The 18,150-nt window shown below is 67.7% G+C and carries 13 protein-coding genes; 11 read left to right on the plus strand and 2 right to left on the minus strand.

All coding sequences use genetic code 11. The annotated features are described in order from the left end of the window. The first annotated feature begins 1 nt into the window (after nt 1). From ACIP0B_RS05020 to ACIP0B_RS05065, 10 genes are all read left to right on the plus strand, one after another. Nucleotides 2–940, plus strand: coding sequence for a DUF58 domain-containing protein (locus ACIP0B_RS05020; RefSeq protein ID WP_400830244.1), 939 nt, complete (start codon nt 2–4; stop codon nt 938–940). Continuing rightward, nucleotides 937–1,449: a DUF4381 domain-containing protein gene (locus tag ACIP0B_RS05025; RefSeq protein WP_400830245.1), complete on the plus strand. Its 513-nt coding sequence runs from the start codon at nt 937–939 to the stop codon at nt 1,447–1,449. Before ACIP0B_RS05020 ends, ACIP0B_RS05025 begins: the two co-directional genes overlap by 4 nt. After that, a complete protein-coding gene (locus ACIP0B_RS05030; protein ID WP_400830247.1) occupies nt 1,436–2,428 on the plus strand; it encodes a vWA domain-containing protein in 993 nt (330 codons plus the stop codon). The genes ACIP0B_RS05025 and ACIP0B_RS05030 overlap by 14 nt, the downstream gene beginning before the upstream one ends. A 1-nt stretch (nt 2,429) precedes the next feature. Beyond that, nucleotides 2,430–4,010, plus strand: coding sequence for a VWA domain-containing protein (locus ACIP0B_RS05035; RefSeq protein ID WP_400830248.1), 1,581 nt, complete (start codon nt 2,430–2,432; stop codon nt 4,008–4,010). Continuing rightward, nucleotides 4,007–5,482 carry a hypothetical protein gene (locus ACIP0B_RS05040; RefSeq protein ID WP_400830249.1) on the plus strand — a complete coding sequence of 492 codons (1,476 nt, stop codon included), beginning with the start codon at nt 4,007–4,009 and terminating at the stop codon, nt 5,480–5,482. Before ACIP0B_RS05035 ends, ACIP0B_RS05040 begins: the two co-directional genes overlap by 4 nt. Continuing rightward, nucleotides 5,479–6,501 (plus strand): HAD family hydrolase, encoded by a 1,023-nt coding sequence (locus ACIP0B_RS05045; RefSeq protein WP_400830251.1) that lies wholly within the window; start codon nt 5,479–5,481, stop codon nt 6,499–6,501. Before ACIP0B_RS05040 ends, ACIP0B_RS05045 begins: the two co-directional genes overlap by 4 nt. A gap of 65 nt (nt 6,502–6,566) precedes the next feature. Then, complete coding sequence (locus ACIP0B_RS05050; RefSeq protein ID WP_400830253.1) at nt 6,567–8,141, plus strand: arylsulfatase; 1,575 nt, start codon at nt 6,567–6,569, stop codon at nt 8,139–8,141. Nucleotides 8,142–8,348: 207 nt separating this feature from the next. Further along, complete coding sequence (locus ACIP0B_RS05055) at nt 8,349–10,850, plus strand: fused MFS/spermidine synthase (protein ID WP_400830307.1); 2,502 nt, start codon at nt 8,349–8,351, stop codon at nt 10,848–10,850. 99 nt (nt 10,851–10,949) lie between these two features. Further along, entirely contained in the window at nt 10,950–12,575 is a 1,626-nt protein-coding gene (locus ACIP0B_RS05060) for a J domain-containing protein (RefSeq protein ID WP_400830254.1), read from the plus strand. Continuing rightward, the gene (locus ACIP0B_RS05065; protein WP_400830256.1) at nt 12,572–13,555 is read left to right on the plus strand and encodes a DUF3829 domain-containing protein; all 984 of its coding nucleotides are present in this window, start codon (nt 12,572–12,574) and stop codon (nt 13,553–13,555) included. Before ACIP0B_RS05060 ends, ACIP0B_RS05065 begins: the two co-directional genes overlap by 4 nt. Nucleotides 13,556–13,602: 47 nt before the next feature. Here ACIP0B_RS05065 and ACIP0B_RS05070 read toward each other — a convergent pair whose 3' ends face one another. Next, the gene (locus ACIP0B_RS05070; RefSeq protein WP_400830258.1) at nt 13,603–14,274 is read right to left on the minus strand and encodes a DUF3313 domain-containing protein; all 672 of its coding nucleotides are present in this window, start codon (nt 14,272–14,274) and stop codon (nt 13,603–13,605) included. A gap of 203 nt (nt 14,275–14,477) precedes the next feature. On the opposite strand from ACIP0B_RS05070, the gene ACIP0B_RS05075 reads away from it, so the two are divergent. After that, the gene (locus tag ACIP0B_RS05075; RefSeq protein ID WP_400830259.1) at nt 14,478–16,832 is read left to right on the plus strand and encodes a tetratricopeptide repeat protein; all 2,355 of its coding nucleotides are present in this window, start codon (nt 14,478–14,480) and stop codon (nt 16,830–16,832) included. A 100-nt stretch (nt 16,833–16,932) separates the two neighbouring features. On the opposite strand, the gene ACIP0B_RS05080 is transcribed toward ACIP0B_RS05075, so the two are convergent. Next, a complete protein-coding gene (locus ACIP0B_RS05080) occupies nt 16,933–17,907 on the minus strand; it encodes a hypothetical protein (protein ID WP_400830261.1) in 975 nt (324 codons plus the stop codon). Nucleotides 17,908–18,150: the final 243 nt, after the last annotated feature.

Raw genomic sequence — 18,150 nt, forward strand, 5'->3', positions numbered from 1 at the left:
TATGAACAGCAGCGACGGGCAGGTCTATGTGTCGCTGGCGCAACTGATGGCGCTGGAGTTCAGGGCCCGTGACCTGAGCTTCCTGACGCGCCAGCCCCGCGGCAGCATCCTGGCCGGCAACCACGCCTCGCGCCTGCGCGGACGCGGCCTGAACTTCGATGAGCTGCGCCGTTACCAGCCCGGCGACGACCTTCGCCACCTGGATTGGCGCGCCTCCTTGCGCAGCGGCAAGCCGGTGGTGCGCACCTTCACCGAAGAGCGTGACCGCCCGGCGCTGATCGTGGTCGACCAGCGCATGTCGATGTTCTTCGGCTCCCGCCGCAGCTTCAAGTCCGCCCTCGCCGCCGAACTCGGCGCGTTGGCGGCCTGGATGGTGTTTCACGCAGGCGACCGGGTCGGCGGACTGGTGTTCAACGACAGCCGCATCGACACGGTGGCGCCGTTGCGCAGCCGCAAACGCGTGCAGGCGCTGTGCAGCCGCATGGTCGAGCAGAACAACGCCCTCGCTGCCGGCAACCCGGACGCCGAGGACGAAGACCAGTTGGACAAGGCCTTGCAGCGCTGCCTGGCGCTGGCCGGCCACGACCACCTGATCTGCATCGTCAGCGACTTCGCCGGGGCCGGTGACCGCACCCTGCAACGGCTGCGGCAACTGGCGGCGCACAATGACGTGATCGCCTTGCAGGTCTACGACCCGTTGGCGCTGAAGTTGCCGAACAACGGTCGGCTGCTGGTGACCCAGGGCCGCCTGCAAGTGGAACTGGCCATCGGACAACGTCACGTCCGTCAGCCGCTGGAGAGTTTCTTCAGCGGCCGGCTCAGGGACGTGGCCGACCTGCTGCGGCGCAGCCAGGTGCCGCTGATGATGTTCAGCACCGCCGAGGAGGCGCCTGCGCAACTGCGCGGCGAACTCGGCAAGACCTACGGACCGCGGCCATGAATCCGAAGGTGCCGGACATCGGCCAGCTCAAGGAGCTGAGCCTGCCCGCGCCGGTCAGCTATGCGCCGCAGACCTGGGGCTGGTGGGTGTTGCTGGCGGCGCTGCTGGCGGCTGCCGCCCTGATCGGTTGGCGGCGTTACCGGCAATGGCGCCGGGATCGCTACCGGCGTGAAGCGCTGCTGCGCCTGGCGCAACTGCGCAGCCGCAGCGATGACCTCAGCGCCTTGCGCGAACTGCCGGAACTGCTCAAGCGCGTCGCCCTCTCCATGCCCGCGCCCGCCCGCAAAACCGACCCGCTCCCACAGGGGCCCGCAGCGCTGGGCGACAAGGAATGGCAGCGTTTCCTGGAGCGGCACTGCGCCGATCCGCTGCCCTGCGACTTCAGCCACCGCCTGGGCCAGCTCGCCTACGCCCCGGACGCCGTGCTGCAAACCCTCCCCGAGGCGCAGCGGCAAACGCTGTTCGATCTCTGCCAAGCCTGGGTGGAGCGCCATCATGTGGCAGCTTGACTACCCCTGGCTGCTGCTGGCGCTGCCGCTGCCGTGGTTCGCCTACCGCTGGCTCCCGGCCTACCGGGAAGCCCGCAGCGCGGTGCGCGTGCCTTTCTTCGGCGCCCTGAGCCGCGCCGTCGGCCAGACGCCCGACACCGCCGGCAGCCGCCGCAATCGCGCGCAACTGGCACTCAATGCCGTGGTGTGGGGATTGCTCCTGCTCGCCGCCGCCCGCCCGGTGTACGTGGAAAAACCCATCGAACGCCAGCAGCCGGTGCGCGACCTGATGCTGGCCATCGACCTCTCGCAGTCGATGGAGACCGAAGACTTCACCGACCCCGACGGCAAGAAAACCAATCGCCTGGCGGCGGTCAAGGCGGTGGTGCGCGGCTTCATCGACAAGCGCAAGGACGACCGCCTGGGCCTGATCGTGTTCGGCAGCGGCGCCTACCCGCAGGCCCCGCTGACCCTCGACCACGCCAGCCTGTCCCTGCTGCTGGACGACACCGGCATCGGCATGGCCGGCCCCAACACCGCCATCGGCGACGCCATCGGCCTGAGCCTGAAACTGCTGGAGCAGGCCCATGAACAGGAAAAGGTGCTGATCCTGCTCACCGACGGCAACGACACCAGCAGCGCGATCACACCGGACCATGCCGCTGAGATGGCGGCGGACAAAGGTGTGGTGATCCACACCATCGGCATCGGCGACCCCGACGCGTCCGGCGAGGCCAAGGTCAACCTGCAAAGCCTGGAACAGATCGCCAGGACCACCGGCGGCCGGTTCTTCCGCGCCGAGGACCGCACCGCGCTGGATCAGGTCTACAGCACCCTGGACCGGCTGACCCCGCATCAAGTCAAAACCCTCAGCCACCAACCGAAACGGGCGCTGTTCCACTGGCCGCTGGGCGCGGCGCTCGGCCTGTTGGCCCTGTATCACCTCGGCGCATCGCTGCGCCCGCGGTTGGCGCTGATGCGCCAGCGGCAGGAGGCGTGAGATGGAGTTCAGTCCGGGCGACTTCCATTTCCTGCGGCCGTGGTGGCTGGCGTTGACGGTGGCCGGCGCGTGCCTGCCCCTGCTCTGGCGACGCTGCCGGGATCTGCAGCGGCAACTGCGCGGCGACATCGCCGAGCACCTGCTTGCGCACCTGTTGGTGACCCCGGCCGACCCTCAGCGGTGGCGGCCGGTGCACCTGCTGTGTGCTCTATCGGTCCTCGGTGGCGTGGCGGCGGCAGGGCCGACCTGGGAACAGGACCGTCCGGACTTTCTCGAAAACCGCGCCCCGTTGATCGTGGCGGTGGACCTGTCCCCGTCGATGGACGCCGGCGACGTGCCGCCCACGCGGCTCGAAGCCGCCAAGCACAAGCTGCATGACCTGATCCAGCGCCGCGCCGGGGCCCGCACCGCCCTGATCGCCTATGCCGGCAGCGCCCATCTGGTGCTGCCGCCGACCGATGACCCGGCATTGCTCGACACCTTCATCCAGGCCCTCGGCACCGGGCTGATCGACAAACCGGGCAAGGACGTCGCGGCCGTGATCGACCAAGCCAAACGCCTGCTCAGCGCGGAGAAATCCCCCGGCAGCCTGCTGCTCGTCACCGACGGCGCCGACACCGCCCGGCTCGACGGCCTCGGCAAGGCGTTGCGGGACGGTGCCCTGCAAGTGCTCGTGCTGGCGGTCGGCAACGCCGACGGCGGGGTCGTGCGCAACGCCGACGGCCACCCCCGAACCGATGCCGACGGCCGCCCGGTGCTGGGCCGGTTCGATCAAGACGCGCTCAAGCGATTGGCCTCCGCCGTGGACGGTCCCTTGGGCAGCCTGACGCCGGACGATGACGACCTGGACTGGATCGAACTGCACGCCCGCCAGCACTTTCGCAGCGCCAGCGCCGAACAGCGCGAACTGCACTGGAAGGACGCCGGTTACTGGCTGTGCTGGCCCTTGCTGCTGCTCGCGCTGGTCAACGTGCGCAAGGGCTGGAGCGTGAACTGGATGCCCGTGGCGGTGCTGGCGGCCGCTGCCGGCTGGCCTTCGGCCCCGGCGCAGGCCAACGGCTTGACCGATGCGTTCTTCACCCGTGACCAGCAGGGGCGCTGGGCCTTCGAGCACGGGCACTCTGCCCAGGCCGCCGCGCTGTTCACCGACCCTTACTGGAAAGGCATCGCGGCCTACGACGCCGCCGACTACGACCTGGCGCTGACGACCTTCGCGCGCCTGGACACGCCCCAAGCGTATTTCTACCTGGGTAACATCCATGTGCGCCGCTTCAAGTTCGACCAGGCCATCGCCGCCTACACCCAAGCCTTGAAACGGCAACCGCAGTTCCCCGAGGCCAGCGCCAACCTGGCCCTGGCCATCGCCTTGCAGAAGGACACCGAAAGCGCCGAGCAGAACGCGCCGCAAACCCCACCCGACGAGGTGAAATTCGACAAGACACCGGGCAAGGGCCAGAGCAACCCCGTCACCACCCAACAGGCCGCGTCCGATGCGCTGTGGCTGCAGAACCTCACCACCTCGCCGGCGAAGTTCCTCAGGCAGAAGTTCAGCCTGCAGGACCAGGCGGAGGCCCGGCCATGAACCGCGTCGCGGCTTTCGCGGGCAAGCACGCTCCCACAGGGGCCGCCGCTCACCCTGTGGGAGCCAGCCTGCTGGCGATGGCGCCCGTGAAGACAGCACCGGCGTCCGCCGTTCGCAATGCGCCCTCCTGTGGGAGCGGGCTTGCCCGCGATGAGGCCCGCCCATTCGCCGCCAGGCTCTGCACCCTGCTCGCGCTCGCCCTGTTCTGCCTCAATGCGTTCGCCGTCCCGCAGCTCAAGGTCCAGGCCCGCGTGCAGCCCGCCGAAGGCGCCATGGTCGGCGGGCTGGTGGAGCTGCAGCTGGACGTGCTCACCGATACCTGGTTCACCGGCGCCCCCGTCCTGCCCGACCTCAAGCTCGACGGCGCCCGGGTGCTGCCGCCGGACGGCCAGGCCGAGCACCTGAACCAGACCGTGGACGGCCAAGCCTTCAGCGGGATGCGATTCACGTATCGGATCACCCCGACCGCCGCACGCGGCTTCGATATCCCCGCACTGACCGTACGTGTCACCCCCGGCCAGGCCACGGCCGAAATGAGCGGCCACAGCCAGCCCCTGCATTTCGCGGCGACGCCGCCACCGGGGTTCCCGCCCGGCGAAACGCCGCTGGTGGCCTCGGCGCTGCGCCTGAGCCAGAGCGTCGCCAAACCGGACGCCCCGCTCAAGGTCGGCGACAGCCTCACCCGGCAACTGACCCTGCAGGCCGACGACGCCCTGGCCATGACCCTGCCGCCGCCCGAATTGGGCGACGTCGCCGGACTGAGCCGGTATCCGCAGACCCCGCAGGTGAGCAACCTGGACGACGGTCGCGGCCGTCTGCTCGGCGGCCAGCGGATCGACAGCGTCAGCTACCGCATCGATCGGGCCGGGGCCTACACCCTGCCCGCCGTCGAGGTGAAGTGGTGGGACACCCGCGCCCGGCAGATCCGCACGGCACAGGTGCCGGCGGTGACCTTCGAAGCCACCGCCGACAGCGCCTATCGACCGGTGTTCTCGATCACCGAGGACCTGCAGCGGCTGGAGGAAAACCGCATGCATGTCCCCACGCGCTGGCTTGGCTGGCTGGCGGCGGTCGGCGCCCTGATCGGCCTGGCGCTGCTCGGCCGCCCTGCGCTGATCCGCGCACAGCGTGCCTGGCAGGCCCGCAAGCAGGCCCGACAGGCCGCCTGGCGGCAATCGCCCGACTGCGCCTGGCGGCAAGTCCAGCCGCAGCTCGAAGGCCGGCCGGCGCAACTGAGTGCTCTGTACCTGTGGCTGCGCCGCAGCCGTGGCGGACTGAAACTGGCCAGCGCCAGCCCCGGCCTGCAAGCGGTGCTGCGCGGCTGCTACGGCCGCGAACCTGCCGTAGATCCGGCCCTGGACCGACTGCGCCGATCCTTGACTACCCTGCATAGTCAGACCGGCAACCTGCGGTCCGAACCGGTGCCGGCCCTACGCCCGCTCAATCCCGTTCACGAGAAGGATTTCCCATGAATGCTCCGTTGCCGCACCGCCAGCGATTCGGTCTGGGCCTGTTGTTCGGTCTGATGCTCCCCCTGTTGGCGCACGCCAGCGAACCCTTGCCTTCGTGGAACGACGGACCGGCGAAGCGAAGCGTCATCGAGTTCGTGCAAGCGGTGACGGACAGGTCCGGCAAGGACTTCGTCAAACCCGCCGAACGCATCGCCGTGTTCGACAACGACGGCACGTTGTGGAGCGAGCAGCCGGTGTATTTCGAACTGCTGTTCGCCTTCGACGAGGTCAAACGCACTGCGGCGCAGCACCCGGAATGGAAGACCACCCAACCGTTCAAGGCCGTATTGGAGAACGACCACAAGGCTCTGGCCGCGTCGGGCATGGACGGCCTGCTGAAGATCTTCGCCGCCACCCACACCGGCATGACCACCGCGGCCTTCGACGACAACGCCAGGACCTGGCTGAGCCAGGCCCGCCACCCGAAGACCGGCAAGCCCTACACCGAAATGATCTTCCAGCCGATGCTGGAGATGCTCGACTACCTGCGCAGCCAGGACTTCAAGACCTACATCGTGTCCGGCGGCGAAACCGGCTTCATGCGCGCGTTCGCCGAGCAGGTGTACGGCGTCCCGCCGGAGCAGGTCATCGGCACCACGTTCGTGACCGCCTTCGAATACAAGGACGGCCAGGCCTCGATCCTGCGCACGCCGAAACTGGCGCACAACGACGACGGGCCGGGCAAGCCGGTGAGCATCGAGGCCGTCATCGGCCGCCGGCCGATCCTGGCGTTCGGCAACTCCGACGGCGACCTGCAGATGCTGCAGTGGACCGCCGCCGCCCCCGGCAAGCGCCTCATGGGCCTGGTGCACCACACCGACGCCAAACGCGAATGGGCCTATGACCGCCAGTCCGACATCGGCCGGCTGGACAAGGCCCTCGACGAAGCGAAATCCCGTGGCTGGACCGTGGTGGACATGGCGGCCGACTGGCGCCGGATCTACCCGTTCGATCCGCCCGTTCCCGAGCAAACGCAGTAAGTCACGCAAGACCGCAACAAACGCTTGTCGCACCACCCCACCCCCGCGCAAAAGGAGCAAGTCACATGACTCGCATACGCAAGTGGATACCGAGGCTCGCCGTGGTGGCGACATCGGTGATGGCGCTGTCGGCAACCGCCGCAGCGGCGGACAAACCCAACATCCTGGTGATCTTCGGCGACGACATCGGCCAGACCAACATCAGTGCCTATTCGATGGGCGTGGTCGGCTACAAGACGCCGAACATCGACCGCATCGCCAAGGAAGGCATGATGTTCACCGACTACTATGCGGAGAACAGCTGCACCGCCGGCCGCTCGACCTTCATCACCGGCCAGTCGGCCCTGCGCACCGGCCTGTCCAAGGTCGGCATGCCGGGCGTACCGGTCGGCCTGCAGGCCAGGGACGTGACCATCGCCCAGGCCCTCAAGGCCCACGGCTACGCCACCGGCCAGTTCGGCAAGAACCACTTGGGCGACAAGGACGAGTACCTGCCCACCAACCACGGCTTCGACGAGTTCTTCGGCAACCTCTACCACCTCAACGCCGAGGAGGAGCCGGAGCGCCCCTACTGGCCGAAGAACGATGCCGACTTCGTCAAGGCCGCCTCCCCCCGCGGCGTGATCCACAGCTTCGCCGACGGCAAGATCGAGGACACCGGCGCGCTGAACAAGAAACGCATGGAAACCATCGACGACGAAACCACCGCCGCCGCCCAGGCGTTCATCGAGAAGCAGGCCAAGGCGGACAAGCCGTTCTTCGTCTGGATGAACACCACCCGCATGCACGCCTTCACCCATGTGCGCGAGTCCATGCAGGGACAAAGCGGCATGCCCGGCAACGAGTACGCCGACGGCATGCTCGAGCATGACGGCGATGTGGGCAAACTGCTCAAGACCCTGGACGACCTGAAGATCGCCGACAACACGATCGTGGTCTACACCACCGACAACGGGCCGAACCAATGGTCCTGGCCGGACGCGGCGACCACGCCGTTCCGCAACGAGAAGAACTCCAACTGGGAAGGCGCCTACCGGGTGCCGGCGATCATCCGCTGGCCGGGCAAGGTCAAGCCCGGTGAGGTGTCGAACCAGATGTTCTCCGGCCTGGACTGGTTCCCCACGCTGCTGGCCGCCGTCGGCGACACCGACATCAAGGAGCGCCTGCTCAAGGGCGCGGACGTCGGCGGGAAGAACTTCAAGGTGCACCTGGACGGCTACAACCAGCTCGACTACCTGACCGGCAAGACCGACAAGAGCGCCCGCACCGAGTTCTACTACTTCAACGATGACGGCGAACTGGTGAGCATGCGCTACGACAACTGGAAGGTGGTGTTCTGCGAGCAGCGCGCACCGGGCGGCTTCAAGGTCTGGAGCGAACCGTTCACCTGCCTGCGCGTGCCGAAGATCTTCAACCTGCGCATGGACCCGTATGAACGCGCCGACGTCGTGTCGGATCAGTACTTCGACTGGCTGGCGAAGAACGATTACCTGATCTTCGACGCCATCCGCCGTTCTGCCGCGTTCCTGCAGACCTTCGTCGAGTACCCGCCGAGCCAGCGCCCGGCGAGCTTCAGCATCGACCAGGTGCGTGAGGAAGTGGACAAGAAAATCGCCGAAAAAATGAAGGCCGCGAAGTAACGCCGCCGGACCGCCGCCCGCCCGTTGCGGCGGGCGGCCCCCATTCACGGGAGACTGCGTCGGCGCCCTTCGCCAGCAGGCTGGTTCCCACAGGGTTCTGCGGTGAGCACAGAGGCTGCATTCACCCGAAACCTCTGTGAGAGCCAGCCTGCTGGCGAAGAGGCCCGCACGGTCTCCGACATGTCCAACCCCGATCAAGGCCCGCGCATGCCCACACGCACCGCCAGCAAAACCCCGACCCTCGCCGTCGCCCGCGCCCCCGCGCTGTCGATCCCGGCCCTGCTGCTGTGCCTCTCCGGCGCCGCCGCCCTGGTGTACCAGGTGCTGTGGATCAAGCAGCTGTCCCTGGTGGTCGGCGTCGAGGTCTACGCCATCACCACCGGCATCAGCGCCTTTTTCGCCGGCCTGGCGCTCGGCGGCTGGGCATTCGGCCGTTGGGCGGACCGCTTGCGCGCACCCGTGTCGCTGTACGCCGGGCTTGAAGTGCTGGTGGCCGCGACCGGTGTCGGCGCGACCTTCGCATTGAGCCTGAGCGCCCCGGCCTTCGCCTGGCTGCAACAGCACATCGGTCTGGCGGCCTGGCTGCTGCCGTTCGCGCTGGTCGGCCTTCCGGCCGTGTTGATGGGCGGCACCCTGCCGGTGCTGGTGCGCGCGTTGCCGGCCGATCCGGGCAAGGCCGGCGGCCAGCTGTATGCGGCCAACACCCTGGGCGCCATCGCCGGCACCCTGCTCGCCGCGTTCGTGCTGATCGCCAGCCTGGGCGTGCGCGGCAGCGCGCTGGCGGCGGCGATGCTCAATCTGCTGGCCGCCGCCGGTGCGCTGTGGTGGCTGCGCCGGTGCCCGGTGCCGGACGAGATGCCCGCCAAACCCCATGCCGACAAGGTCGTCCCGGACCGCACCGCCCTGTGGCTGTATTCCATCGCCGGGGGCGTGGCGTTGGGGTATGAAGTGGTCTGGTCGCAATCGATCGTGCCGTTCATGAGCACCCGCACGTATGCCTTCGCCGTGGTCCTCGCGACCTACCTGACCGGCCTGTTCCTGGGCAGCGCCCTGCTCGCCCGCCGGGTGGCGCGCATACGCGATCCGTGGGGCGTGTTCGGCCTGTTGATCGCCGGTGCCGGGCTGGTGGCGCTGCTGGAGTTCGCCCTGCTGGGCCGTTGGCTGGTGACGGCGCAGACGCAGGCCGAAATCTGGCTGCTGACCTTGGGCGCCGGCGAACTGGCCGGCATGTGCGCCCGCTTCGCGGTGGCCGCCGTGAGCATCGTGTTCGTGCCGACCCTGTTGCTGGGGGCGGCGTTTCCGCTGGTGCTGCGCTTGAGCGTCGGTCCCGGCCACATCGGCCGGGACGTCGGTGCGGTGGTGGCGTTCAACACGCTCGGCGGCATTGTCGGGGTGATGCTCTGCGGTTTCGTGCTGATCCCGTGGCTGGGGCTGATCCGCACCTTGGGGCTGCTGGCCGTCGTGGCGGCCGCCGTCGGCTGGCTGGCGGTGCGCAAGGGTCACCACGTCAAGAAAGGCCGCCGGCACGCCGTGGTCGCGCTGGGGCTGGTGTCCGTCGCGCTGGCCCTGCTGATCCCCGCCGACAGACTCGCGGCGCTGCTGCCCGGTGCGCGCAGCGGCACGCTGGCGTTCTACGAGGAAGGCCGGGGCGGCACCGTCGCCGTCGTCACCCAGGGCAAGGGCCAGAACGCTTTCCGGCGCCTCTACATTCAAGGCGTGTCCAACACCGGCGACGCCATGCCGTCGCTGCGCTACATGCGGATCCAGGCGCTGCTGCCGCTGCTGATCCATAACGGCGAACCGCGCTCGACGCTGGTGATCGGCTTCGGCACGGGCATCACCGCCGGCGCGTTGCTGCGTTATCCGGGGCTGGAGCACCGGGTCGTCGCTGAGCTGCTGCCTTCGGTGATCAAGGCGGCGCCGCTGTTCAAGGGCAACTTCAATGCCGCCGCCGACCCCGGCGTCGACGTGCGCCTGCGCGACGGCCGTCAGGAGCTGCTGCGCAGCCCGCAGGCCTACGACCTGATCACCCTCGAACCGCCGCCGCCCTCCGCCGCCGGGGTGGTCAACCTGTACTCCCGGGACTTCTACCAACTGGCCGCGAGCCGTCTGGAAGGCAAAGGCCTGGTCGCCCAATGGCTGCCGTTGCCGACCCAGAACATCGACGACACCCGCTCACTGGTGCGCAGCTTCCTCGACGTGTTCCCCTACGCCACCTTATGGACCAGCGAATTCCACGAGATGCTGCTGGTGGGCGCCCTCGAACCGATCGAACTGGACGCGGCGAAAATCACCCGGCGCCTGGAACAGGACAGCGTGCGCAGCACCTTGCAGGAGGTCGGCATCGGCTCGGCGCCGGCCTTGCTGTCGACCTGGGTCACCGACCGCGCCGGGCTTGAGCGCTTCGCCGCCGATGCGCCGGCGGTGACCGACGACCGGCCGCGCATCGAGTACGCGCCGTGGGTGCGCACCAAAGAAATCACCCGGGTGCTGCCGGCGCTGCTGGAGCTGCACAGCGCGCCGCCGCTGCGCAATGCCGATGCCGGCTTCATGGACCGGATGGAGGCCCACCGACAGCGGCTGATGCTGTTCTACCGGGCGAGCCTGCATGCCTACGACGGTGACCGCGAGGCCTGGGGACGGGACATCCGCGACGTGATGCGCGGCGATGGGGGCAATCCGTATTTCCGCTGGTTCGTCGGCGATTGAACGGCGGCAAGGGACATTTGCGCGGGAAACAGGTAGGGTGCGCACCATCACAATGCCACTATCTGGGCGCGTCGCTGTTCTTATGGAGTTGTCATCGCAATGAGTTGCTGGACCGTCCTTGGCCTCACGGCCGACGCCGATGTGCGCACCATCAAGCGCCAATATGCCGTCCTGCTCAAGCAGACCCGCCCCGACGATGACCCCGAGGGCTTCCAGCAACTGCGCGATGCCTACGAACAGGCCCTTCACTTCAAGGAATGGGAGCGTTCCGAGGCGCCGCCCCCGGAGGACGCCAGCGACTGGGACTTGAGCGGCCTGACCGTGGTCGAGGCCGATGCGCTGCAACTGGCGATACGCCCGGTGCAAGGCCTGAGCGTCACCGAGCTTGAGCGGCGCCATGCCGTGGCCCTCGAACAGGGCTGCGCGCATATCCTGGAAGACACCGTGCTGCAGCACTGCATCGAACAGCCCGAGTCCTGCGACGCATTGGTGGACTGGGCGGTGCGCACCTTTCACTGGTTCGGTGCCTGGCAACGCCTTGAGCTGGACGAAGAATCGATCAAGCTGTTGCTGGCCCGCCAACGCGAGCGCGTCGCCCGACCGTTGCTGGAAGCGCTCGAACGGGAAGACAGCGAAGGCTTTCTGCAAGCCTTCGACCGTTGCGCGCAATTCCCTTGGCTCACCGCCGAACAGAACCGGCCATGGTTCAACCTGCTGTTGAGCCAGGCGCTGCTGGATACGCCTCACTGGCTGCCGGCTGCCTTCGAGCGCGTGTGCGCCGTCCAGGGCTGGCGGACAGGTCCGGCCAACCCGTGTCCCGAGAGCGAATGGCGGCGCCTGCTGGCCCGCCAGGATGCACCGCTGTTTTTGGCCCACCAGCGGCAACTCGCCCTGGAGCCGGCCGCCACGCCGGCCCATCGCGCCGCACGCCTGCTGCTGGGAAGCGGCCCGTTCAGCCAGCGCCGCGCACTGGCCAGGCGCCTGCGCGAAGCGGACTGGGAACAGTGCCGCAAGCTGAGCGCGGAGCTGTACGCCAATCACCGCGACGTCTGCGCGCAGATGCCCGGCGGCACCGCGTTCTTCTGGCGCGACTGGGAGCAGGCCTACGACTGGACGCCCTATGCGGCCATCGTGCTGGCCTGCCTGATCGGCACGTTCGCCCATTTCATTCCCCAGGGCATACGCGGCGGCGGGCTGTTCAACATTTTCATGACGTCATCGGTCTGCTTTGCCGTGATAACCGCCGGGCTCCACTGGGTGGTGCATGACTTCGCCCACCGACACTGGCTGCTGGATGACCGGCTCAGCGCGCGCCTGTCTCCGCGCTTCGCGGCGCACGCACCGTTGTTCGGCGTGTTGCGCGACCTGGCGCCCGGTGCCGTCCTGGTGGCCGGGCTCTGTTGGCTGTTCGGCCCCATCGCCGGCGCCGTCTACGCCACGACGCTGGCGGCGGTCGGGCTGGTGCGCCGACGGCAGGTCAAGCCCCGGGCCTCCTGGGAGCAATCCGGGCCGGCCCTGACGGTCTGCCTGACCATCGTCGGCGCGGCGGTGCTGGCCGTGATCCTCGGGGTGCTGAGCGTGTTCGCCAGCCAAGGCGTCGTCAACCGCAATCAGGGTCTGCAGCCCTGGGCGGAACGGCTGTGCAGCCGCTTGCCGGCGAGCGCTGAAGGCTGCGGCGCACCGGCGACCGTCGAACAGTGGTATCCCAAGGAGGCGCGCCCATGAATGCGAACACACTGTTCCCCATCGGCCTGGTGGTGGCGGCCATCGTGATGGGGCTGTCGGCGGCGACCACGCCGATCATCGAGTTCGACCTGTGGCTGGACTCCCGCGACGCGCCGGTCACGGCGCAGGCCAACGCGCTGAGCCCGGTCATCGCCTGCATCAATCGGGTCGACGTGCACTGGCGGCTCGCCTATGACCGCTACAAGCACCCGGAGCCCGAGCCGGTGCCCATCGGCAAATGGTTCGCCGACCGGCAGGAATTCGCCGATGCAGACCTGTTCAACGTGCAGGAACTGCAAAGGGACGTATGCCTGAGCGGCATGGACGCCAAGCTCGGGCTGCTGGCCTACCGGCCTGCGCTTGCGCAAAAGGCCCGCGACTACGCCGATGCGCTGCACCGGGCGGCGGCGTGGGCGCCGACCAACCGGTTCGACAGCAAGCCGGAATTTCCGTCCGACGCCGGACAATACGCCGCGCAGATCCAGACAGCCGCAGACGACTACGCCAGCGCTTCGGCGACCCTCCGGGCAGACGTCCTGACGCTGGACAAGGCGCAGCGGCCCGAGCAGCTCAAGCGCCTGGAGCAGCGCGTGGGCAAGGACATCCACTGGCATCTGCTGGCCTACATGATCCAGGCCCGGGACACGCTGGACCGGCTGGACGACGGGATGAAGCACCGCACCCTCACCCCGCAGGCGGTGGCCGACACCACCGCGGACCTGCAGCAGGCCTGGGACCGGCGCAAGCCTTTCCTCGGCCTGCGCGGCCCAGGCTTTCGCAACAAGGACGATGACGCGCGGGAACTGTGGGAGCGCATCGACGCGCCTGCCCAGAAGTACCTGAACGCCTTGAACACGCTGCACAAGGACTGGCGCGAGCGCGCCGCGCCGCAACGCCTGAGCGATGACTACTACGCCGTCAACCGCAGCTACGACGCCCTGCTCAGCCATTACAACCGCCAGGCCCGGGCCAGCTTCTGAAAACCGAAGGCCGGATCGACCCCGACGGTTGATCCGGCCCGGCGACCCTAGCGGGCCTTGAGCTTGAGGTAGGACTGGTGCATGTCCGCCGCCCAGCCGTCGATCACCGCCTTCACGTCGTCGGCCTTCATGACCTGCGCGTCGTTTTCCAGCGGCTTGCCGGTGCCCTTGCGCACGACCTGGGCGACCACCTTGTTGGTGCCGCCGTCAAGGAACACCGCCTCCGTGGCCAAGGTCGTCTCCTGGTCGCGGATGCCGCTGGCGGTGCTGACCGCCGCGGCCACCAGGGCGATCGGGATCACTTCATAGGGTTTGAGGCCTTCGGTCTTGCTGCTCACGGCGGTGATCGCAGCCCGCACCACAATCACGCCAGGCCCCGGACCGTTGGCCAACGGGAGCGACTTGCCGACCTCACGCTTGAGCGCCTGGTCGTAATAGCCGGTGATGCCGTTGAGGGTCTGCTGCGGAATCTTCGCGGTCGGTTGCGGCTTGGGGTACAGCTGCGTCGGTTCGATGTAGACGCTGCTGAACTTGTTGATGTCCAGCTTGGGATCGACCCAGCGCATCACCGTGGCGCCAGAAGGCGACTTGGCTTCCTTCAGCTGGCTGTAGTCCTTGAGGAAGCCGGAGTACTGATCCGGCTCGACGACTTTGCTGGAACACCCCGTCACGGCAAGCGCAGCGACGCACACGGTGCTCATCATCAATGCAAGCTTCATGTCTGTAACTCCTGTCAGAAGGCCGGAAAATATTGCTTGAGGGGAGTTACAGGTATAGCTAAAACCGCACGTTTTGCTTTCGCCGAGCGCAACATTCGCTCGGGTTCGGCTCCGGCATTTGACAGATGCCCGGCCTGCGACAAAGCTGCATCAAGCCTGAACGCGCACCAGACGGCCCATGCACCTGGATCACGGAAGCCGCGATGCCCAAGCCAAAGAACAAAACGGCGCCGATGCAGCCCGATGCCTCACCGAACCTGATTTCACGTCTTCTGTTTCCTGCCATCATCGGCCTGCTCCTGGCGACGGTGGCGGCCATCGGCTGGTTCCTGCTCAGCCCGGCGCCGACGCCAGCGACGGTCCGGCCTGCGCCTGCGGCCTCGGCCGTCCTTCCGCCTGCTCCGCCCAAGCCCGACGAGCCGGCCACGTTCGTGGCCGAGCAACAGTGCCAGGGCTGCCACAGCGAACAGGTCAAGGACTGGCAAGGCTCCCACCATCAATTGGCGATGCAGCCGGCGACCGCCGCCACCGTGCTCGGCGACTTCAACGACGCCCGCTTCAAGGCCGGGCAGGAAACCACCCGCTTCATGCGCAAGGGCGACGGGTTCTGGGTCAACGCGCCCGGCGGCGACGGCAGCAACGCCGACTTCAAGGTCGCCTACACCTTCGGCATCGCACCGCTGCAGCAGTACCTGATCGAGGTCGGCGACGGCCGCCTGCAAGCCCTCGGCGTGGCCTGGGATACCGAGGCGCGGCGCTGGTTCCACCTCTACCCCGGCCAGGGCGTGGACTTCAAGAACCCGCTGCACTGGAGCAAGCCTGCCCAAAACGCCAACTTCATGTGCATCGAGTGCCACACCACCGGCTACAGGCGCAACTTCGATGCCGCGTCCGACACCTTCGCCAGCCAATGGAACAGCCTGGGCGTCGGCTGCCAGGCCTGCCACGGACCGGCGTCGAACCATCTGCAATGGGCCGCGCAGAAAGGCGACCTGATCCACGCCGGATTCGCCGTGGACCTGAAGGACCGCAACGCCACCGTCGAGATCGAGACCTGCGCCCGTTGCCATGCCCGCCGCGCGCCGCTGGGCGACGGCTACACCGTCGGCAAACGGTTGATGGACGATTACCTGCCCAGCGCGCTCACCCGTGAACTCTATGCCCTGGACGGCAAGATCAAGGACGAGGTGTTCGAGCACGGCTCGTTCGCCCAGAGCAAGATGTTCGACAAGGGCGTGCGCTGCAGCGACTGCCACAACCCTCACAGCGGTGAACTCAAGGCGCCCGGCAACGGCGTGTGCCTGCAATGCCACAACCCGGCAGGCAAGACACCGGTCGAGGGCGTGGACGGCAAGGGGCTGCAAGCCAAGCGCTACGATTCCGTCGAACACACCCGCCACGCCATGGGCCAGCCCGGCTCGCAGTGCGTGGATTGCCACATGCCCGGCAAGTTCTACATGGGCAATGACTTTCGCCATGACCACAGCTTCAGCCTGCCGAACCCCGAGCGGGCCGCCCGCCTCGGCACGCCGGATGCCTGCCTGAACTGTCACCAGGGCAAGGACGGCGACAAGGTCACGGCGCAGTTCAGGCAGTGGAACGCCTCCAGCGCTGCGCAGGCGCCGCGCTACGACGAAAGCCTCCGGCTGATCCGCAACGGCTTGCCGGGCGCCGCCCAGGCGTTGCAGGAACAGTTGCAGCGCAGCAACCTGCCGGCGATCCAACGGGCGACCCTGCTGGCGGAACTGCCGCTGTACCCGAGCGAACAGGCCTTGAAACGGGCGACGCTGGATCTCAAGCACTCCGCCCCTCAAGTGCGCGAAAGCGCCGTGCGGGCGGTCAGCGCGTTCGTGCCGCCGGCGGAGCGCGCCCCGCTGCTGGCACCGCTTTTGGCCGATCCGGTGAAGGCCGTGCGCATCGCGGCGGCCAGGGATCTGCTCGCCAGCGCCCGCGCCGGCCTGGGCAGCGCGCAGGCCCGATGGGACGCGGCGATCGCCGAGTACGAAGACGTGCAGAAAAACCTCGCCGAGCGGGCCGAAGCCAACCTCAACCTGGCCCTGCTGTACCAGGCCAGCGGCCGCGGCGGCGAGGTCGAAGGGCTGCTGCGCACGGCGCTCAAGCGCGATCCGGACTTCCATCCGGCGCAGGTGACGCTGGTGCAGTGGCTGGAGGCCAACGGTCGAGGGCAAGAGGCGCAGACGCAGCTCGACGCCAGCCTCAAGGAACATCCCGACAGCGCCTTGCTGCAGCACGCCCGGGGCTTGTCATTGATCCGCGCAGGCAAGGCCGCCGAGGCGATGCCGGCGCTGCGCGAGGCCGCCAGGCTGGAGCCGCAGAACGCCCAGTACGGCTATGTGCTGGCGGTGGCGCTGCATGAGAGCGGTAAGAAGGATGAGGCGTGCCAACAGCTGGAACGGGTGCTCAAGGCACAGCCGGCGAACCGCAATGCGCGGCTGTCGCTGATCCAGTTCTACCTCGACAGCGGCCAGGAGCCCAAGGCCCAGGCCGTCATGCAGGGCTGGAGGCAACTGAACCCCGGCGACCCGGCCCTGAAATGAGTGGCGAGGGAGCTTGCTCCCGCTCCGTTGCGCAGCAGCGGCAGGTTCGGTCTGGGATCGCTTTGCGATCCAGCGGGAGCAAGCTCCCTCGCCACGGGCATCACCAGGACGACGTCGCCCCGCTCCTCAACGCCATCTCCCGCCGGCTGTGGGCCTTCATCGCCTTGATCAGCGACACCGACCCCACCAGCAGGATCGCCGCACCGAACAGGAAGTCGATGTTGTACAGCTCGAAATCCTTCACCGGCCCCACCAGCACCGTGCGCACCACGGCGATGCCCACCAGCGTGGCGAGGAAGTCGATCCCCGGCTCGTCGCGGTAGAACACGTGCATCAGCGGCAGGCACAGGATCAGCAGGAGCAACAGCACCACCACCTTGAACGAACCCTTGCGCTCCACGCTGAAGGCGCACTCGTGGGGGGTGTAGGCCTTGTAGTCCTCATCGCGGATCATCGAGTTCTTCTCGTTGATGTACTCGACGCGGTTGTACTTCTGGATCGGCGTGAAGGTGTTGGACATCTCCATCTGCGTGGTGATGTTCTTGAAGCGCAGATCGATGCGCTCGTTGCCCTTGAGGTAATACAGCACCGGCTTGTAGCCGTAGCGGTAAGTGTCGAAGGGGAACCCGGCGACCTGGCCCTGAACCCCGATGGGACGGGACTCAAGCTCGGCGAAGGCGCTCTTGTCGGTCGCCGACAGATTGCGGCTCAGCGGCAGGACCTTCACCTGTTCGAGGAAGATCGGCGTCACGCCGTAAGACCACTGCAGCGGCTCCAGGCGCAGGCGCAGTTCGTTGCGGCCCAGGTCGTAGCGGTTGAAGGTGCGCTCGGACACCACCACCGAACCGCTGAGCATGAACTCGCCGCGCAGGTTGTTGGTGATGCGCAGGGTCAACTGGTCCTTGCCCAGCAACGCCGCCTCGCCGGACGGCGGCGTGCCGCACCAGGCCCGGCTGTCGCCGGCGCCGCCCAATTGGCCGTCGCGGTTTTCGTTGAACACATAAAAGTAACTGGCCCACAGCGTCAGCATCAAAAGCAACGCAGTGAGGCCGAGGATTTTTTTGCCCGCAGCCACAAACAGACTCCCTTCTTCGTTCCGTCGTCCAGCCGAAAACCCGCTGGCGCGTGGGACTCTACCAAAAGGCCATCACCGACCCAAGGAAAAATCCCCGATTGAAGGCGGTTCTAGGGGTTTCCCCTGTGCAGGGGTTGCTGGGGCTTGTGGCTTGCTCCCGCTTGAGTGCGCAAGCACTCACCTGAATGGGGCCGCTGCGCAGCCCAGCGGGAGCAAGCTCCCTCGCCACAGGTTTTTCTGCAC

It is taken from the genome of Pseudomonas sp. NPDC089534 (assembly GCF_044749305.1).
Taxonomy (GTDB): Bacteria; Pseudomonadota; Gammaproteobacteria; order Pseudomonadales; family Pseudomonadaceae; genus Aquipseudomonas; species Aquipseudomonas ekonensis.